Source organism: Krasilnikovia cinnamomea, assembly GCF_004217545.1.
Classification (GTDB): Bacteria; Actinomycetota; Actinomycetes; order Mycobacteriales; family Micromonosporaceae; genus Actinoplanes; species Actinoplanes cinnamomeus.
Window position 1 is genome coordinate 5,551,484 of record NZ_SHKY01000001.1, and the last position, 17,659, is coordinate 5,569,142.

Genomic DNA, 17,659 nt, shown 5'->3' on the forward strand with positions numbered 1-17,659 from the left:
CGCCCTCCTGGGCTCGGTGGGATCAGTGCGCGGCCGTGAGCGGGTGGACGATCGGTGCGGACGTCGTCGCTTGCGCGGCGGAGGTTTCCTGTTCCAGGAATCGGTTCAGCTCACCTATCGTGCTCATCAGCGGTGCTGGGAAGACCACGGTGGAGTTCTTGTCGACCGCGATCTCCACGAGCGACTGCAGGTTGCGCAGCTGCAGCGCGAGCGGGTGGGCCATCATGGTGTCGGACGCGTCGCCCAGCGCGGACGCGGCGAGCGCTTCGCCCTCGGCGTTGATGATCTTTGCGCGCTTTTCCCGTTCGGCCTCGGCCTGGCGGGCCATGGCGCGTTTCATGGCGTCGGGCAGCTGGATGTCCTTGAGTTCGACGAGGGTGACCTCGACGCCCCAGTCGACGGTGGTGAGGTCGAGGATCTGGCGGATGTCGGCGTTGATCCGCTCGGTCTCGGCGAGGGTCTCGTCGAGGCTGTGCTGGCCGACGACCTTGCGCAGGGTGGTCTGGGCGATCTGGTTGATGGCCGCGCGCACATTCTCGATCGCCACGACCGATTTGATGGCGTCGACGACCCGGAAGTACGCGACGGCGGAGACGTCGACGCTGACGTTGTCGCGGGTGATGATGCCCTGCGATTGGATCGGCATGGTGACGATCCGCAGCGAGACCCGGTGCATGACGTCGATGATCGGGATGAGCAGGCGCAGGCCCGGTTCCCGGGCGCCGACGACCCGGCCCAGCCGGAACACGACACCACGCTCGTACTGCTTCACGACGCGAACCGAGAGGACCAGCAGCAGAGCAATCACCGCCACGACGATCAGAGTGATGACCCAGGTGTTCATTCGGGCTCCTCCGGCGCGGGCGCCGGATCGGCGGGCTGGGTGCCCGAGATGGCGCCCGTGCAGTCCCACCATCCGTCCCGGGACCCGCCGCTGCCAGGGCCGATGGTCCTAGATCATGCTGATGTCGGTCCCTGGTGGTCACGATCGTCCGCCACCGGGTTCGGGCCGGCGGCCGGTGGGGTGGGCTGCGGGGCCATGCCCAGGTGCAACGTGGTGGAGGTGGCTGTCATCCGGGTTTCTCGGCGCGATGCGGCCCGTTCGGGGGCGCGGGCCGTCGCGCCGGAACGCTCAGGGTCGCCCGATTCATCAACGCGAGGCAGGCAAGCACCGACAGGACCCGTTCGCTGTCGGCGCCTGGGTCGCCGCCCACGGTGATGCGCCGATTGTCGCGCGCAGGGCGGCCCGGGTCGCTGCGGACTCCAACCGGGCACCGGCGCTGGCGAGCGCGCCGAGCCGGAGCGGCGGTTCGATGGGCCGGCCCGGCGAGGTGTTGGCGCTGCTCATCGAGTTTGTCCAGCTGATATCCGCCGGCCAGCACGCGCAGCATCTCGGCGGTGGGCCGGAACTGCCAGCCGGCCAGAACGCCCAGGTGCCACAGCAGGGCGCGGCCGACGCGTGCTCTGCCTCGGCGGGGACTGCCCAGACCGGACCTGCCGCCCGCACGAGGTGCACACCAGCTCGGGTCAGTTCGATGACCTCGTGTTTGATCGCAGTGAGTGACGAGCGGGCTGGCTCGGCAAACCCTGCAAACGTGCCAGCCGTGCCCGGTGCGCACCAGCGGCCCGGCGGGGCGGATCATCGAGCGGTCCAGGTGCCGCCGCCGTGGTGCGTCCAGGGTGCCTACGTCACACACGCCCAGCACCGTGCCGGTAGCCATGCCGACGTTCGCGTGCGGCCCGCGCTGGCACCACTAGCTGCGCTGGCCGACCCCCGTCAGCCGCGCCTACTACGCCGCAAACGGGCCCAAGGCAAACGGCACAACGCCGCCCTCATCTGCCTCGGCCGCCGCCGCTGCGACGTCGTATTCGCCATGCTCCGAGACAACGCCCCTACCAGCCGCGGCCGGTTCTCGCCCTGCCATCACCGGCATGATCGAACTGGACAGGTCAGTGGCCGCGACCCCCGCCGAGGGGAAAGCCGTGTCCCCAGTGCACGTCCGGCATGGCGTATACCGCCTGCACCACTACCGCCTGCACCACCCCTGGGCAGCGTCGCCACATTCGCCACCTGCTGCAGCGCCTGGTCACCAGGCGCTGCATGCACCGGCGGAGGCGAGAACGACGCCAGGCACTCGCATCGGCCCCTATGCGGGGAATCAGCCATCGATTCGACCTGTCCGGGACCAGTTCGGTCATGACGGCCTCCCGCCAGCGGTGAGCTGGGCCGACACGGCGGGCGTGGGGGAATGGCTCCATCAATCCTGCCAAGGTTCGGGCCCCGGCGGCAGGGGTGAGCGGCCCCCGGGCGGCAGCCGCCATGGCCCGTCTGTAGGCGTCGGCCGGGTCACGGTGGACCCGCCGGCCGGACATACCATCGATCGGGACCTGCGTCCCTGGCAGCGGTCCATACCTGGGCGGAACATGACAGTAACGCCCACCGGCGCAGAGGTGAGACACCTCGGTAGCGGGCAGGGGCGAGCGGCACGCCGACCGGCGAGTCACCGCCCCGAGGTTGGATTACCCGCCATCGGGCAGCCGGCTAGCCCGCCGGTGGGTGTGGGCTTGCTCGGGGATGGAACGGATGAGCGGACCACGACGGGTTGCGACGGCCGACGTGGAGGTGGTTGCTCACGGCGGCGTCCCCGTGGACCTGGTGGACCAGGCCCGCGCGAAGGTTCTCCGGGTCTGTGCGAAGCAGCCGACGAAGTGATCTGCCTGCAGCGCCCTATGGCGGTCCGGCGGTGGGGGAGTACTACGACGACTTCCGGTCCACGCGGACCGGGTGGTCACCGCGTACTGGACCGAGCGTCGGCGACCCACGAAGTGGAGACCGCTGCGGCACGGCGCGGCGCGCGTACGCGGCGTGACGCGGTTCGCCGCTGAGCACTTCATCGCCATCTGGCCACCGGCCGCCGGTCCGTCGGCGGCCGAGCCTGGGTCAGGATAGTCATTGCGGCCGACCGGTGGTCGCGCGAGGTTCCTCGTGTGGGTTCCGGGCCGGGGGGAGCCCGAGCCCTTCGCAGAAGCCCGGATGCACAGCCGGGAGCCGCCGCATCCGCCATGACCGGTCGGCCGGGCGCGTACCGTCAGCTCGCTCAAGGAACAGGCGCTCGACCGGAATTCGCCGCGATGACCTCATGCGCGTCGACCCTCGGCACGAGTAGTACCGGGCAGCAGGCGTGCACCGCAACCTGCTGGCTCACCCTGCCGAGCAGGCAAGGACTTTGCGAGGGTTTGCTGCGGGTGCCGACAATCAGCAGTGTGGCGTCGCGCGCGAGGATGAGCAGCATGGTTGCTGGGTCGCCGACGGCAATGTGCAGTCTGATGTAGGGCGACGGCACGGGCATCCCGATGAAGTCGCTCACCCGTCGTCGCATCTGGTCACGGGTCTCGGACAGGTTGGGGTGCCGTGCCGGGACTCGCTGCGCCGTGGGGGTGTGAACGCAGAGGATACGGCGCTCCGCGGTTCGGTGCTGATGTCAAGGACGTGTTCCACCTGCAGGCTTGTGCCGTGCCGGGCGGCCTGGTCCGTTGCGGCGGCTACGACCTGCTCATCATGGGCGTGGCCGTCCACAGCGGCCAATACCGGGCCTGCTCCTGAACGGTGTGCGAACGAAGGGGTCATGGTCCCCACGTTGGCTGGGTTTCCCCTCACGGCCAATTAGGGACCGTAGCGTTGCCGCGCGTCATGCATCGCCGCGACATAACGGGAGCGTTCAAACCCGGCCTGGTCGGGCTCCACCGGTACCCGCAGCCTGCCACGCAGGTCGGCCACGGACTGGAAGCCCTTGCGGTCCATCCAGTCGCGCAGGCCGTCCAGCATGACCCGCGCGTACCCGGGGTCGTGACGCAGCAGCGCCGAGGCCGTCATCACCACGTCGGCGCCGGCAAGCAGGAACTTCACCACGTCGGTCGCGTCCTCGACGCCCGTCGTCGCGGCGAGCGAGGCGCGCACGCGGCCGCTGAGCAGCGCGATCCACGCTCGGGGCAGCCGGGCCTCGACCGGTTGGGACAGCTCGACCACCGCGGTCACCTTCAGCGTCTCGGTGTCCACGTCGGGCTGCATGAACCGGTTGAACAGGACGAGACCGTCGGCGCCGGCCTCGTCCAGCCGCAGCGCCATGTCGCCGATCGAGCTGAAGTACGGGGTGAGCTTGACCGCGACCGGCACGGTGACCGCCGCCTTCACCGCGGTGAGGATCTCGAGGTGCCGGGCCTCGACCTCGCGGCCGGTGGTTCGCGGGTCGCCGGGCAGGTGGTAGATGTTCAGCTCGACGGCGGCGGCGCCGGCCGCCTGCAACTCGGCGGCGTAGTGGATCCAGCCGCCGGCGGTGACGCCGTTCAGGCTCGCGATGACCGGCACGTCGACCGCCTCGGCGGCGCGGCGCACCAGGCTGAGGTAGCGGGTGGCGTGGCCGGAGCCGTCCGGCGGGGGAGGGAACATCGTCAGCGATTCGGCGGACAGCTCGCCGGCGTGGTCGAGTAGCCGCTCGGTGCGCTCCGCTTCCTCGCGCACCTGCTCCTCGAACAGCGACGGCAGCACGATGGCGCCTACCCCGGCGGCGGCGAGCCGCTCGACCCCGGCGACCGACTGCGACAGGGGTGAGGCGGAGGCCACCAGCGGGTTGCGCAGCGCGAGCCCGAGGTACGTCGTGGTCAGGTCCATCACCGGCTCCGGCGGGCGTCGGCCGGGAACCGTTCGGCGCCGCGGGTGGCCATTTCCTCGTACACCTGCCAGCGTTGATCGACGGCCTGCTGGGCCAGGGCCTGCAGGCGTTCGGCCTCGGCCGGGTCGGTGTCGGCCAACATCCGGTAGCGCAGTTCGCGGCCCGTGTACGCGGTCAGCGGGATGCGCGGGCGGGGGGAGTCGAGCAGGAACGGGTTGCCGCCGGTCGCGCGCAGCATCGGGTCGTAGCGCATCAACGGCCAGTAGCCGCTGGCCACCGCGCGGTACTGCTGGTCCATGGCGGTGCGCATCTCGATGCCGTGCGCGATGCAGTGGGCGTACGCGATGACCAGCGACGGCCCGTCGTAGGCCTCGGCCTCGCGCAGGGCCCGCAGCGTCTGCTCCGGGTCGGCGCCCATGGCGATCCGGGCGACGTAGACGTTGCCGTACGCGATGGCCTGCAAGGCCAGGTCCTTCTTGGGTACGGTCTTGCCGGCGGCGGCGAATTTCGCCACCGCCCCGAGCGGGGTGGCCTTGGACGCCTGGCCGCCGGTGTTGGAGTACACCTCGGTGTCGAGCACCAGCACGTTGACGTTGCGCCCGCTGGCGAGCACGTGGTCCAGCCCGCCGCTGCCGATGTCGTAGGCCCAGCCGTCGCCGCCGACGATCCAGATGCTGCGGCGGACCAGATGGTCCAGGACGCTGCGCAGGTCCGCGACGGCCGGGTCGGCGGCGTCGAGGGCGTCGAGCCGGTGCCGGAGTTCCGCGACCCGCTCCCGCTGCGCGGCGAATTCGGACTCCCGCCTCTGTGTGGCGTTCAGCGTCGCCGCGACCAGTTCCGGGCCGAGCTCGGCGCGGAGGGCGCCGAGCCGGCTGCGGGCCAGGTTCAGGTGTAGGTCGGCCGCCAGTCGGAAGCCGAGCCCGAACTCGGCGTTGTCCTCGAACAGCGAGTTGGACCACGCCGGGCCGCGCCCGTTGGCGTCGCTGGTCCACGGGGTGGTGGGCAGGTTCCCGCCGTAGATCGACGAGCATCCGGTGGCGTTGGCGATCATCGCCCGGTCGCCGAACAGCTGCGAGAGCAGCTTCAGGTACGGCGTCTCGCCGCAGCCCGCGCAGGCGCCGGAGAACTCGAACAGCGGCAGCAGGAACTGGGTGCCGCGGACCGTGGCGAAGTCGACCCGGGACCGGTCGTTGACCGGCAGCGTCTCGAAGAAGGCGATGTCCTCCCGGGCGGCGGGCAGTTGCGCGTCCAGCGGGGCGAGGTTGATCGCCTTGCGTTCCGGATCGGTGGGTGCCTGCGCCGGGCAGGCTTCCACGCACAGCCCGCAGCCGGTGCAGTCCTCCGCGTACACCTGCAGGGTGTACCGGGTGTCGGGCAGCCCCCGGGCGGACAGCGGCGTGGACGGGAAACCGGCCGGCGCACCGGCCAGTTGGTCGTGATCGTAGAACTTGGCCCGGATGACGCTGTGCGGGCAGACGAAGCCGCAGTTGCCGCACTGGATGCACAGGTCCGGGTCCCAGGTGGCGACGAGGTCGGAGATCCGGCGCTTCTCGTACGCGGTGGTGCCGCTGGGGTAGGTGCCGTCGGCCGGCAGCACGCTGACCGGCAGGTCGTCGCCGCGGCCGGCCAGCATCGGCGCGGTGACGGTGCGGACGAACGGCGGCGCGTGCGCCGGTACCGGCTCGGGGACGTCCCTGGTTGCCGTCACCGCCGTGGGGATCTTCACCGGGTGCAGCGCGGACACCGCCTTGTCCACCGCGGCGTGGTTGCGCGCCACCACGTCGGCGCCCCGCCGGGCGTACGTCTTGGCGATGGCGTCCTTGATCCGTGCGATCGCCGCCTCCCGCGGCAGCACCCCGGAGATGGCGAAGAAGCACGTCTGCAGGACGGTGTTGGTGCGTCCGGGTAGGCCCGCCTCGGCCGCGACCCGGTCGGCGTCGATGGTGTACACGTCGAGGCGCTTGTCGACGATCTGCTGCTGCACGCTGCGGGGCAGTGCGTCCCATACCCGTTCGGCGGGCTGCGGGCAGTTGAGCAGCAGCGTCGCGCCGGGGGCCGCCCGGGCCACCACGTCGAGCCGTTCCAGCAGGCCGAAGTGGTGGCAGCCGACGAAGTCCGCCTCGCGCACCAGGTACGGTGCCCGGATCGGCGCCGGCCCGAACCGCAGGTGGGACACCGTCGTGGAGCCGGACTTCTTGGAGTCGTAGACGAAGTACCCCTGGGCGTGCATCGTCTCGTCGGTGCCGAGGATCTTGATGGTGTTCTTGTTGGCGCCCACCGTTCCGTCGGAGCCGAGGCCGAAGAAGACCGCGCGCACCGTCCCCGGCGGCTCGATGTCCCATCCCGGGGCGTAGGGCAGGCTGGTGTCGGCGACGTCGTCGGTGATGCCGACGGTGAAGCGTGGCCGGGGCCGCTCGCGGGCCAGCTCGGCCAGGACACCCGCGACCATGCCGGGAGTGAACTCCTTGGAACCCAGGCCGTAGCGGCCGCCGATCACCGTGGGCAGGTCCGCCCGTTCGCCGGTGCCCCGCGCCTCGGCGAGCGTGCTGAGCACGTCCTGGAACAGCGGTTCTCCGAACGCGCCCGGCTCCTTCGTGCGGTCCAGCACGGCGATGCGCCGTACGGTCGTCGGCAGCGCGGTCAGCAGCTCCCGCGCCGGGAACGGCCGGAACAGCCGTACCTGCACGACGCCGACCCGGACACCGTCCGCCGCCAGGTGGGCCACGGCCTCCCGGGCCGTCTGCGCGCCGGATCCCATCAGCACGATGACCCGTTCGGCCTCGGGATGACCGGCGTACTCGACGATGGTGTACCGGCGACCGGTCCGCTCGCCCAGCGCGGCCATCGCCTCGGCCACGGCGCCCGGGACGGCGGCGTAGAACGGGTTGACCGTCTCGCGGCTCTGGAAGTAGACGTCCGGGTTCTGCGCGGTGCCGCGGATGAACGGCCGCTCGGGTGACAGGGCCCGGTCGCGGTGCGCCCGCGCCAGGTCGGCCGGTACGAGCGCCCGCAGGTCCTCGTCGGACAGCACCTCGATCGTGTTCAGCTCGTGGGAGGTGCGGAACCCGTCGAAGAAGTGCAGGAACGGCACCCGGGTGCGCAGCGCGACGGCCTGCGCCACCAGCGCCAGATCATGGGTCTCCTGCACGGAGGCCGAGGCGAGCAGCGCGAAGCCGGTGGATCGGACCGCCATCACGTCGGAGTGGTCGCCGAAGATCGACAACGCCTGGGTGGCCACGGACCGGGCGGCCACGTGCAGCACCGTCGCGGTCAGCTCGCCGGCGATCTTGTACATGTTCGGGATCATCAGCAGCAGGCCCTGCGAGGCGGTGAACGTGGTGGTCAGCGCACCGCTCTGCAAGGCGCCGTGCAACGCGCCGGCCGCGCCCGCCTCGCTCTGCATCTCCATCACGGTGGGTACCACACCCCAGACGTTGGCCCGGCCCTGGCTGGCCCATGAGTCGGCCTGTTCCGCCATCGGCGAGGACGGCGTGATGGGGTAGATGCAGCACACCTCGTTGAGCCGGTAGGCGACGGACACCGCCGCCTCGTTTCCGTCGAGCGTCGCCCTCATCACCGCTCCTCGGGGATCATCTCGATCGCGTGCACCGGGCACTGCTCGTAGCAGGTGCCGCAGCCGGTGCACTTGTCGTAGTCGTAGCGGTACCGGTGCCCCGCACCGAGCTTGACGATGGCGTCCTCGGGGCACGCGCCGAGGCACCCGTCGCACTCGAAGCAGTTGCCGCACGACAGGCAGCGGCCCGCCTCGTACCTGGCCTGCGTCGCGTCCAGCCCGCCCACGACCTCGGAGAAGTCCGCGATCCGCGTGGCCGCGTCCCGTTCCGGCTGGGTGCGGCGCGCGGTGTCGCCGAAGTACCACGGGTGCAACCCGTCGAACCCGATGAGGTCGTGCTTGGTGTGCTCGTCGGCCACCGTGCGCCGCAGGTAGGCGTCGATGTGCCGGGCGGCCTTCTTCCCGTGCCCGACGCCCACGGTGACCGTCCGCTCGGCGGGCACCATGTCGCCGCCGGCGAACACGCCCGGGCAGCCGGTCATCAGCGACGCCGAGACGGTCACCGTGCCGTCCGCGGTGAACTCCATCCCGGGCAGGCCGCGCAGGAACCCGGTGTCGGTCTGCTGGCCCAGGGCCAGGATCACCGTGTCGGCGGCGAGCGTCTCCAGGCGCCCGGTCGGTACCGGCCGTCCCGCCGGGTCGAGTTCCATGACTTCCACGGTGAGTTCCGGCCCGTCGAACGCGGTGATCGTGCGCAGCCAGTTGATCCGGATGCCCTCGCGCTCGGCGTCCTCGGCCTCCTCGGCGTGCGCCGGCATCTGCCCGCGGGTCCGCCGGTACACGATCATCGCCTCGTCGGCGCCCATCCGGCGGGCCACCCTGGCCGCGTCCATCGCGGTGTTCCCGCCGCCGTACACGGCCACTCGCCGGCCGATGACCGGCCGTTCGCCGGAGGCGACACCGCGCAGGAACGAGATCGCGTCGACGATCCGGCCGGTCTCCCGAGCCGGAATGTCCACCCGCTTGGCCAGGTGCGCGCCCACCGCGACGAAGACCGCGTCGAACGCGCCGTCGGCGCGTTCGGCGACCAGGTCCTGTACCCGGTGGTTGGGCACGATCCGCACACCGAGCGCCTGGATACGCGCGATCTCGCCCGCCAACACGTCTCGGGGCAGCCGGTAGGCGGGGATGCCGTAGCGCATCATCCCACCCGGTTCCGGGCCTGCGTCGCGGATCTCGACGTCGTGGCCGGCGCGGGCGAGGTGGTAGGCGGCGGACAACCCGCTCGGCCCCGCGCCCACGACCAGGACCCGCCTGCCGCTGCGCGGGGCCGGGTGATCGACCGACCATCCGCGCTCGAGCGCCCGGTCGCCCAGGAACCGCTCCACGCCGTGGATGGACACCGCGCTGTCGAGGTGGGCCCGGTTGCATGCGTTCTCACACGGGTGGTAGCAGACGCGGCCATGGATGGCGGGGAACGGGTTGTCCTGCACCAGCAGCCGCCACGCGGGCTCGTAGTCGCCCGCCTGCGCATACCCGAGCCATCCTTGGATGTTCTCGCCGGCGGGGCAGGCGTTGTTGCACGGCGGGAGCAGATCCACGTAGACCGGCCGGCGTGCGCGCACCGGCCCGGAGCGCGGACCGCCGTGCAGCAGGTCGGGCAGTGGTGTCAGATCGGGACGGGGGCCGGTCATCTCGGCCGCCTGCCTAAGGGTTCCACTCCGGCCTCCCCACCATCGAAGACGGGGGAGCGCCCGCGGGACCGTGCCTCACGCACGCGTCCGATCGAGCGACTCCCGGCTGTGCGCCGGCCGCTGACGGCGGCACCTCGATTCAACCACCGGGAGGCGACGGTTCAGAAGGCGTTCGGGCACGATGGCCGACAGTGTGCCTTCACGACCCCGCGCCGACGCGGCTGGCCGACTCGCGAGCCCGCCGATCACATAGATTGGAGTCGATGGGCGTCCCGCCGGTGAGAGCGGAAGGTGAGGGATGGTGCGCACCCGAGCGATCATTGGCTTCGCCGCGGTTCCGACGCTGGTCCTCGGCGTGGCGGCGACCGCCGTCGCGGCAGGGGCGTCGGCGGGCACGGGGTACGTCCCGGAGCTGACCGAGCCACGGCTGGTCCCCAACGCGGGGTTTGAGGAGTCCGCCACCGCACCGGCGAGATGGGTGGTCACCGGGACCGCATCGGTGGTCGGCGCGCCGGTGCACGGTGGCGACCGGGCGCTGCGCACCGTGGACGAGTCGGGCGCAACCGGCGTGAGCGTACGCAGTCAGGCCCTGTCGGCCGGCCCAGGCGAGCGGCTGACCGCCAGCGTGTGGGCGCAGCGCGGCGTGGGCCTGGCGGGCACGCTGGAACTGAGGTTCTGGCGGATCGACGGCAGGCCGGCCGAGGTGGCGAACAAGGGCAGGGATCTCGCCGATGTGTACGGATGGCAGCTGGTCGCCGTCGCCGTCACCGTCCCGGACGACGCCGTCACCGCGACCGTTGTCCTGCATACCGGCGCGGCGGCCGAGGGCACCACGGTGTGGGACGACGTGAGCGTCCGGTCCGAGCCTGCCCCGTCGCGGCAGGTGCCCAACGCCGGATTCGAGGAACTCCGGGAGGCGCCCGCGCCGACCGAGTGGGCGGTGAGCGGTGCCGCCTCGCTGGTCACGGAACCCGTGTCCGGCGGGCGTCACGCCCTGCGCACGGTGGACGACTCCACTTCACTCGAGGTCAGCGTGCGCAGCCGCGCCGTACCGGTGGTGCCCGCCGAGAAGGTGCAGGCGACCGTGCAGGCTCAGGTGCTCGGTGGCGGTGCCGGCGCGCTGCACCTGGAGTTCTCGCGAGCCGACGGTTCCACCGAGGACTCCTGGCAGGAGTCCTCCGACGTCGTGCCGGTGTCCGGCTGGCAGACCGTCGCCGTGGCGATGCCCGTCCCCGAACAGGCCGCGTTCCTCACCGTACGGATCGGCAGCAGCACCGCCGCCACCGGCACGACCGTCTGGGACGAGGTGCGGCTGCGCTCCAGCGCGGACGTCGGGTACGTTCCCGCGCTCGGCAGCGGCAGCGTGCTGTTCGTGGGCGACCAGAGAGTGGAGTCCACCGACGGCGTGACCCGGGTGGTGCACCCCGGCACCAAGACCGGTGACCCGGCCATCCCCGGTGACCTGCCCGGCGTCGTGCTCCCGGCCGGGTCGTGGGACGCGAATCCGCGCATCGGCGGCACCGTCCTCTCCGGCCCCGACGGGCGGTACCGGATGTGGTATACCGCCGCCGACCCGACGCGCGAGCCACCCTGCTCCTACTGCACCGGGTACGCCGAGAGCGCGGACGGCATCCACTGGGACCGCTCGCTGCATCCCGGCTCGGTCTTCCCGGCCAGTCCGGGCGGGGTGGTGGGGAACCCCCGCTACACGCCGGCCGATCCGGTGAGCGCGCGGTACTTCATGCTGTACGCCGGTGGCCGCTCGTACTTCGCCGCGTCGTCACCGGATGGTGCGGCCTGGGCGCCGCTGAACGGCGGGCAGCCGATCCTGCCCGGTTGGGACGTGGGCAACGTCGGCTACGACCCGGCGCGCGGCGTATTCGTCGCCATGACCAAGCAGTGGACCGAGACGGCGCCGTACGGCCCGCGTACGGTGTGGGTCTCCACCAGCCCCGACTTCGTCACGTGGAGCCCTCCGCGGCTGGCGATGAGCGCCGACGTTCGCGATCAGGACATGGTTGTGGCAAAGAACCCGGCTGACCCCACGGTGCTGTCCGAGATCTACGGGATGCCAGCCGTCCGGTACGGCGAACAGTATCTCGGCCTGCCCTGGATGTTCGACATCACGCACAGCCCGACACCGCGCGGCGACCCGGGCCCCGACATCGGCCGTTCCCACATCCAGCTGGCGGCCTCTCAGGACCTGCTGAGCTGGAGCCGGCCAGCCCGGGACGACATCATCACGCCGGGACCGGCGGGCTCCTGGGACTGGGGCTTCCAGCTCACCGGCACGACCATGTTGACCGTCGGTGACCAGGTGTGGCTCTACTACAGCGCCTTCGCGGGCGAGCATTCCTGCACGGCTGCCAAGGTGGCGCAGGGCATCTGCACGGTGCCGCAGGGCAAGGCGCGGATCGGCCTGATCACCTGGCCGCGGGACCGGTTCGTCTCGTTCCGCGCGGGTAGGGGTGGCGGCACACTCACCACCCGTCCGCTGGCTCCCACCGGCAGCAGGCTCGTCGTCAACGTCGCACCGGGCGAGGGCGAGCTGCGTGCCGAGGTGCTGACCGCGGACGGCGATCCGGTGCCGGGGTACACGCTCGACGACGCTGAGCCGGTCACGGCCGACACGCTGCGCACGGCGGTGCGGTGGCGGGCCGGAGACCACCTGCCGGACACCGGCCGCCCGATCCGGTTACGGTTCAGTCTCACCGGCGGAGACCTCTACTCGTACGCCTTCACCTAGGACCGGAGCGCTGGTCGAGCGGCCCGTCACAGGTCGGCTGCAAGGCGTTCGCCCGACGGACCATCTGCGGCGTAGCACGACGAAGGTGGTCTGTCCCACGAGTTTGGCCGGGATCTTCCGCTGATTGCCTGGCCGGACGCAGGCGTTCACCCGCCGTTCGTACTGCTGTTACCACCCGTCGGGCCCCGCAGCATCAGATTGTCCTGGCAGGATGCGGGGCTCACGCCTGGCCTCGCCAATGCGGTCGAACGGTACGTCCCTGCCTGGGCGGCACCGGCTCCGGCCTGACGGGCGTCCGTGAGGGCGTTGGTCTGTGCAACCGTTGGTCTGCGGAGGACCGAACGGTGCGCTTGCGAGCCGGACTGCCCGGTCCGGCGCCGTCCGGCCCGCCAGTCCCGGAATCGCAGCGGAAGGGGTGCCATGACCGGCGACCTGTGGAAGCTGGGCAGCGGAGGCGGCGCGCCCCGGGCGTCGGGTGGGGGCCACCCTGCCGAGGCCGCACCGGAACCGTCCACGGGTCCACGGCCCGGGCCGCCTGCCGCCTCGGCGCGGGAGGGCAGGGTCGAGGCGGCGATCTACCGGCATGGCCGCCGGGTGGACAGTCCCGGGGGCATTTCCGAGACGTGCCGGAGGCTGCGCGAGCAGCCGGGCGCGGTCGCGTGGGTGGGCCTGTACCGGCCGGCGGAGGCCCAACTGCTCGCGGCAGCCGCGGAGTTCGGCCTGCACGAGCTGGCCGTGGAGGATGCCATCGAGGCTCACCAACGGCCCAAGCTGGAACGATACGGCGACACGCTGTTCGTGGTGCTGCGCGCCGCCTGGTACGTCGACGAGACCGAGGAGGTCAAGTTCGGTGAGATCCACCTGTTTGTCGGGCCGGCCTTCGTCCTGACCGTACGGCACAGCCAGGCACCGGACCTGGCGGCGGTGCGCCTGCGGATGGAGCGCGAGCCGCATCTGCTCGGGCACGGGCCGGAGGCGGTGCTCTACGCGGTGGTGGACAGCGTGGTGGACGGGTATGCGCCGGTGGTGGCCGGCCTGCAGCACGATATCGACGAGATCGAAACCGAGGTGTTCCGCGGCGACCCGAACGTGTCGCGGCGCATCTACGAGCTGTCCCGCGAGGTGATCGAGTTCCAGCGGGCCACCCATCCGTTGCGCGAGGTCCTCGGGGCGCTGATGGGCGGATTCGACAAGTACGCCATCGACGAGGAGTTGCAGCGTTACCTGCGCGATGTGGCCGACCACGCGACCACGGTGGCCGAGCGGGTGGACGGGCTGCGGCAGATGCTGGCCGACATCCTCACCGTGAACGCCACCCTGGTCTCGCAGGCGCAGAACGAGGAGAAGCGGCGGCTGACCGAGGCCAGCTACGCGCAGAACGAGCAGGTGAAGAAGATCTCCGCCTGGGCCGCCATCCTGTTCGCACCGACCTTGATAGGCACTGTATACGGCATGAACTTCACCCACATCCCGGAGCTGCGCTGGGCCGCCGGATATCCGCTTGCGCTGGCGCTGATGGGTCTGGTGTGCGCTGCCCTGTACGCGCTGTTCCGCCGCCGAGGCTGGCTTTAGACCGGCGCACCACGATCAGATCGGCTCCCGTCACAGGCGGACGTCCGGAGCGGTCAGATAATCGGCGAACCACCGCCCGGCCTGCTCGGCGACCTGCTGCAGGGTGCCGGGCTCCTCGAACAGGTGCGTGGCAGTCGGAATGACCCGCAGTTCCGCGGATACCAGCATCGTGTTGCGGGCCTGTTCGTTGAGTTCACAGACCTGCGTGTCGCGTTCCCCGACGATCAGCAGCGCGGCCGCCGCGCCCGTGCTCGCACCGAACAGCCCGAGCGGCAGTATGGCCGTGGCCGGCTGGTCACGTAGCCAGTCGATGATGCCGACCAGCCGGTCGGCGAGCAGCCCGAATCCGAACGGCAACACCGAGCAACCCGACGGGCACAGCGACTCGATCCCCTTCTGCCTCGAACCCTGATCCCCGCACCGTCCGCTCGGTTGGCGACCGATGGTCACGATGGTGTCCAGCGGAGTCTTTTCGATCGGATCGTGACAAACGGCGAACAGCGGCCGACGGGACCGAGCGGCTGCGAACCCATGACCTTCGGCACTGGGTCCGGCGTACGCTCAGCGCCCACGCTGATCCCGATGCCGGTTGCGGCGTTCGGTGAGCCCGGCCGCGCGGCCGGAGGGAGGTCGACCATGACCAGGCTGTGGCTCCCGCCCCGCTGGTTCATCCGGTTCGCCTGGTCGGCGCACCGGAGCCTGTACCGGGTGACCGGTGGCCGGGTGGGACTGCGGCGCCCGTGTCCCGGCCACTGGGGCATGCTGCGGTTGACCACGGTCGGGCGGCGTACGGGTCGTGAGCGCAGCGTCATGCTCGCCTACGTCGAAGACGGTCAGGATCTGGTGTCGCTGGCGATGAACGGGTGGGTGAGCCCGAGCCGGCCTGGTGGCTGAACCTGCGGGACCACCCGGACGCGACCGTCGAACTGGTTGGCGGGCGACGGCGCGTACGGGCGTACGCCGCGACGAGCGACCGGCGGTCCCGGCTGTGGGCCCGCTGGCGCGAGATCGACCCGAAGCTGGATGCCTACGCGGCGCTGCGTCCGGCGGAAACCGCCGTGGTGGTGCTGGCGCCCGGATCCGGCGCGCCGCCCGATGGCGGCCGCGGCGTAGACGGGACCCTCGGCAAGGACTGACCGGCGCCACCTCGGCCGTGCCCCTGCCATACCGTAGCGCGGCTGTGTTCGATCGGACCGGTGCGGTCAGCCGACTCGACGTCTTCTTGGATCTCGCCGCCCTGCGGCCCCACACTGGCCGATCCGACGCTGCGCGGCCTGGCTGAACGCCGCAACAACGAGCGTCGCCGGGCATCTCCACCCGATCACCATCAACTAACCGGCCAGGTGCTTCAGCAGGTCATAGACGACGAACGCCGGCCACACGACGGCCTTGAGAACGCCGAGGACCCCTGCCCAGAATCCGTCCGCCGCCTGGATGTAGTAGACGAGCGCACCGATGAGTCCCAGGCCGTAGACCGCGTTTCCGCCGCCCTGCGTGCCACCCGACCGGGACCGCTTGCGTGTGTCGTTCATGACTTCCCGTCCGCGTTGTCAGCGGTGATCACCACGTTGCCGACCTTCGTGCCGGTCTCGACATGCCGGTAGGCCTCGACGATTCCTTCATTCACCCGCCCGCCGGTGCCGAACCCGGCGGGACCGGCTGACGCCGCGATCGTCACCTGTTCAGGAGATGGTGAAGAGTGCCCCAGGGGTGATCAGTTCCCGGTCGTCGAAGGCGGCTTCCACCGTGGAGTGCACGTCGACCACGCCGGGCAGCTGCCGGATCAGTCGGGCAACGAGGTCGACGGCCGACCAACGATCGACGTGTCCCGCCAGGGTGACGACACCGTCGACCACGGCCACGGAGATCGTGGTGGCGTCGTCGGCCAGGAACGGCCGCATGACGCTGGTCTCGATGTCGTAGAGGATCTCCTGGTCCGGTCGCAGGTGCACCTTCAGGAGATCGCTGCGGGACACGACACCGGCCAACCGGCCGAGGTCGTCGACGACCGGCAGCCGTTTCACGCCGCTCTGGTCCATGATGCGGGCCGCGGCCGGGATCGAGGTGCGGTACGAGACGACGACCGGCGGAGCGCTCATCAGGTCGCGGGCCGTGTGCGCCGACGCCTTTGCCCGCTCGCGGCGTTCACGGCGCCCGGAGAGCAGCCGAGGCTTCCCATCTCCCAGGTACTCGACCTTGCGGAGCAGGTCGGCCTCGGAGACGACACCGGTCACTCGCCGAAACACGTCGACGACGGGCACGGCACTGACGCGGTGCTCCATCAGCAGGTGCACCACGTGCCGGTACGAGTCGGACTCGGCCGCGGAGACAACGGGCTTGGTCATGACGTCGCTGACAGTCCAGTCCTTCATCGCGGGACCTCCCAGGTCATCCTCAGTGCCGACGCTATGCCCCGGGAAGCGGCGGCGGACAGGGCCGACAGCACCGCTCAGCCGGGTCCTTCGGATCCCGATGGCGCTGCGACGGCGAGCCGGCCGGCCGCAGCACACGCCGGTCGGGGTAGACAATCAGGCATGACACATGGGCGACCCCGATGACCACGCCACCGCCGCGACCCCGAGGGGCGGGGCCGGCCGCGGACCGCGCCGCGCGCAGTGCGCCACTGGCTCCGGCTGACGCGCCGCCCGGCTATCCCGCACAGTACGAGCGGCTCGTACACCTGCACGACGGCCGTACCGTATTCATCCGCCCGATCGTGCCCGGCGACGCCGCGGCGCTGGCCGAGGCGATCTCGTCGGCCGACCTCGACACCCTTCACCGGCGCTTTCTCGGCGCACCGCCGCGCCTCTCCTCGCGCCTGCTTGCCCACCTGGTCACCGTCGACTATGCCCGCCGGTTCGCGGTCGTCGCCGTCGACACCGCCGGTCGCGGCGTCGGGATCGCCCGGTACGAGCCCGCGGGGGAGGGAAGCGCCGACGTGGCCGTCGCCGTCGACCCGACATGGCGGCGAGTGGGCCTGGCCACCGAACTGATCACCACGCTCGCCCGGGCCGCACTGGAGAACCGCATCCACACCTTCACCGCGACCTTCCTTGCGCAGAACCAGCCTGTCGCGGCGTTGCTCGAGCACGCCGACGCCGCGGGCCGTGCGCAGATCAGTCAGGGAATCGCCGATGCGGTGGTCGCCCTCGACGGGGCCGCCCAGGTGCCGGACACCGATGGGTGACCGCCTGCCGTCACTCACCGACCCGCGGCCCGCCTGCATCCGGCGCGGCTGCGGGCTGCCGCGAATCGTCGACGGCTATTCCTTTGTCGCCACCAGGTGCGGGCGCCCCGGCCAAAGGGGAGACGAATTGAGCTGGACGGGCCGAACGGCGCGCCGAGGGTGATCGTGCGGTCGGTATCCGCATGCGTTGGGGACACACCCGAAAACGATCTTGTCGAGCTGAACGTCCCCCACGGGCCGGGGACTCCGGCCGTTGCGCCCGTGGCGCCCCGGTGG

15 protein-coding genes and 1 pseudogene are annotated in these 17,659 nt (G+C 71.2%); 7 read left to right on the forward strand and 9 right to left on the reverse strand.

Annotation, left to right across the window (positions count from 1 at the left end):
• Positions 1-22: 22 nt before the first annotated feature.
• Positions 23-844, reverse strand: coding sequence for a slipin family protein (locus EV385_RS25445; protein ID WP_130511734.1), 822 nt, complete (start codon positions 842-844; stop codon positions 23-25).
• A 929-nt stretch (positions 845-1,773) separates the two neighbouring features.
• Between EV385_RS25445 and EV385_RS25450 the strand changes: the two are divergent.
• Both EV385_RS25450 and EV385_RS35780 read left to right on the forward strand, forming a co-directional pair.
• Positions 1,774-1,892: pseudogene (locus EV385_RS25450) on the forward strand (IS110 family transposase); the annotation flags it as partial.
• Positions 1,893-2,584: 692 nt separating this feature from the next.
• Positions 2,585-2,713: a hypothetical protein gene (locus EV385_RS35780; RefSeq protein WP_278045007.1), complete on the forward strand. Its 129-nt coding sequence runs from the start codon at positions 2,585-2,587 to the stop codon at positions 2,711-2,713.
• A 385-nt stretch (positions 2,714-3,098) separates the two neighbouring features.
• Here EV385_RS35780 and EV385_RS25460 read toward each other — a convergent pair whose 3' ends face one another.
• The 4 genes from EV385_RS25460 to EV385_RS25475 form a co-directional block, all read right to left on the reverse strand.
• Positions 3,099-3,368, reverse strand: a complete 270-nt coding sequence (locus EV385_RS25460; protein WP_165449580.1) for a universal stress protein — start codon at positions 3,366-3,368, stop codon at positions 3,099-3,101.
• A 296-nt stretch (positions 3,369-3,664) separates the two neighbouring features.
• Complete coding sequence (locus EV385_RS25465; protein ID WP_130511736.1) at positions 3,665-4,669, reverse strand: dihydroorotate dehydrogenase-like protein; 1,005 nt, start codon at positions 4,667-4,669, stop codon at positions 3,665-3,667.
• Positions 4,669-8,244: a pyruvate:ferredoxin (flavodoxin) oxidoreductase gene (gene nifJ / locus EV385_RS25470; protein WP_207229930.1), complete on the reverse strand. Its 3,576-nt coding sequence runs from the start codon at positions 8,242-8,244 to the stop codon at positions 4,669-4,671. Before nifJ ends, EV385_RS25465 begins: the two co-directional genes overlap by 1 nt.
• Complete coding sequence (locus EV385_RS25475; protein WP_130511738.1) at positions 8,244-9,878, reverse strand: NAD(P)-binding protein; 1,635 nt, start codon at positions 9,876-9,878, stop codon at positions 8,244-8,246. The genes nifJ and EV385_RS25475 overlap by 1 nt, the downstream gene beginning before the upstream one ends.
• Before the next feature lie 298 nt (positions 9,879-10,176).
• On the opposite strand from EV385_RS25475, the gene EV385_RS25480 reads away from it, so the two are divergent.
• Positions 10,177-12,624 carry a glycoside hydrolase family protein gene (locus EV385_RS25480; protein ID WP_242625072.1) on the forward strand — a complete coding sequence of 816 codons (2,448 nt, stop codon included), beginning with the start codon at positions 10,177-10,179 and terminating at the stop codon, positions 12,622-12,624.
• A gap of 420 nt (positions 12,625-13,044) precedes the next feature.
• Complete coding sequence (locus EV385_RS25485; RefSeq protein ID WP_130511739.1) at positions 13,045-14,196, forward strand: magnesium and cobalt transport protein CorA; 1,152 nt, start codon at positions 13,045-13,047, stop codon at positions 14,194-14,196.
• Positions 14,197-14,226: 30 nt separating this feature from the next.
• Here the strand turns inward: EV385_RS25485 and EV385_RS25490 are convergent, their stop codons facing one another.
• A complete protein-coding gene (locus tag EV385_RS25490) occupies positions 14,227-14,556 on the reverse strand; it encodes a dienelactone hydrolase family protein (protein ID WP_207229931.1) in 330 nt (109 codons plus the stop codon).
• Positions 14,557-14,832: 276 nt separating this feature from the next.
• Here EV385_RS25490 and EV385_RS35785 point away from each other — a divergent pair, with 276 nt between their 5' ends.
• Positions 14,833-15,090, forward strand: a complete 258-nt coding sequence (locus EV385_RS35785; RefSeq protein WP_278045008.1) for a nitroreductase/quinone reductase family protein — start codon at positions 14,833-14,835, stop codon at positions 15,088-15,090.
• A complete protein-coding gene (locus EV385_RS35790) occupies positions 15,060-15,332 on the forward strand; it encodes a nitroreductase/quinone reductase family protein (RefSeq protein WP_278045009.1) in 273 nt (90 codons plus the stop codon). The genes EV385_RS35785 and EV385_RS35790 overlap by 31 nt, the downstream gene beginning before the upstream one ends.
• A 195-nt stretch (positions 15,333-15,527) precedes the next feature.
• Here the strand turns inward: EV385_RS35790 and EV385_RS25500 are convergent, their stop codons facing one another.
• The 3 genes from EV385_RS25500 to EV385_RS25505 are packed head-to-tail and all read right to left on the reverse strand — an operon-like array spanning position 15,528 to position 16,568.
• Positions 15,528-15,728 carry a hypothetical protein gene (locus EV385_RS25500; protein ID WP_130511740.1) on the reverse strand — a complete coding sequence of 67 codons (201 nt, stop codon included), beginning with the start codon at positions 15,726-15,728 and terminating at the stop codon, positions 15,528-15,530.
• Positions 15,725-15,874, reverse strand: coding sequence for a hypothetical protein (locus EV385_RS34020; protein ID WP_165449581.1), 150 nt, complete (start codon positions 15,872-15,874; stop codon positions 15,725-15,727). The genes EV385_RS25500 and EV385_RS34020 overlap by 4 nt, the downstream gene beginning before the upstream one ends.
• A gap of 4 nt (positions 15,875-15,878) precedes the next feature.
• Positions 15,879-16,568, reverse strand: a complete 690-nt coding sequence (locus tag EV385_RS25505) for a CBS domain-containing protein (RefSeq protein ID WP_130511741.1) — start codon at positions 16,566-16,568, stop codon at positions 15,879-15,881.
• Between the two features lie 182 nt (positions 16,569-16,750).
• Between EV385_RS25505 and EV385_RS25510 the strand changes: the two genes are divergently transcribed.
• Positions 16,751-17,383: a GNAT family N-acetyltransferase gene (locus EV385_RS25510; RefSeq protein ID WP_130511742.1), complete on the forward strand. Its 633-nt coding sequence runs from the start codon at positions 16,751-16,753 to the stop codon at positions 17,381-17,383.
• Positions 17,384-17,659 lie beyond the last annotated feature (276 nt).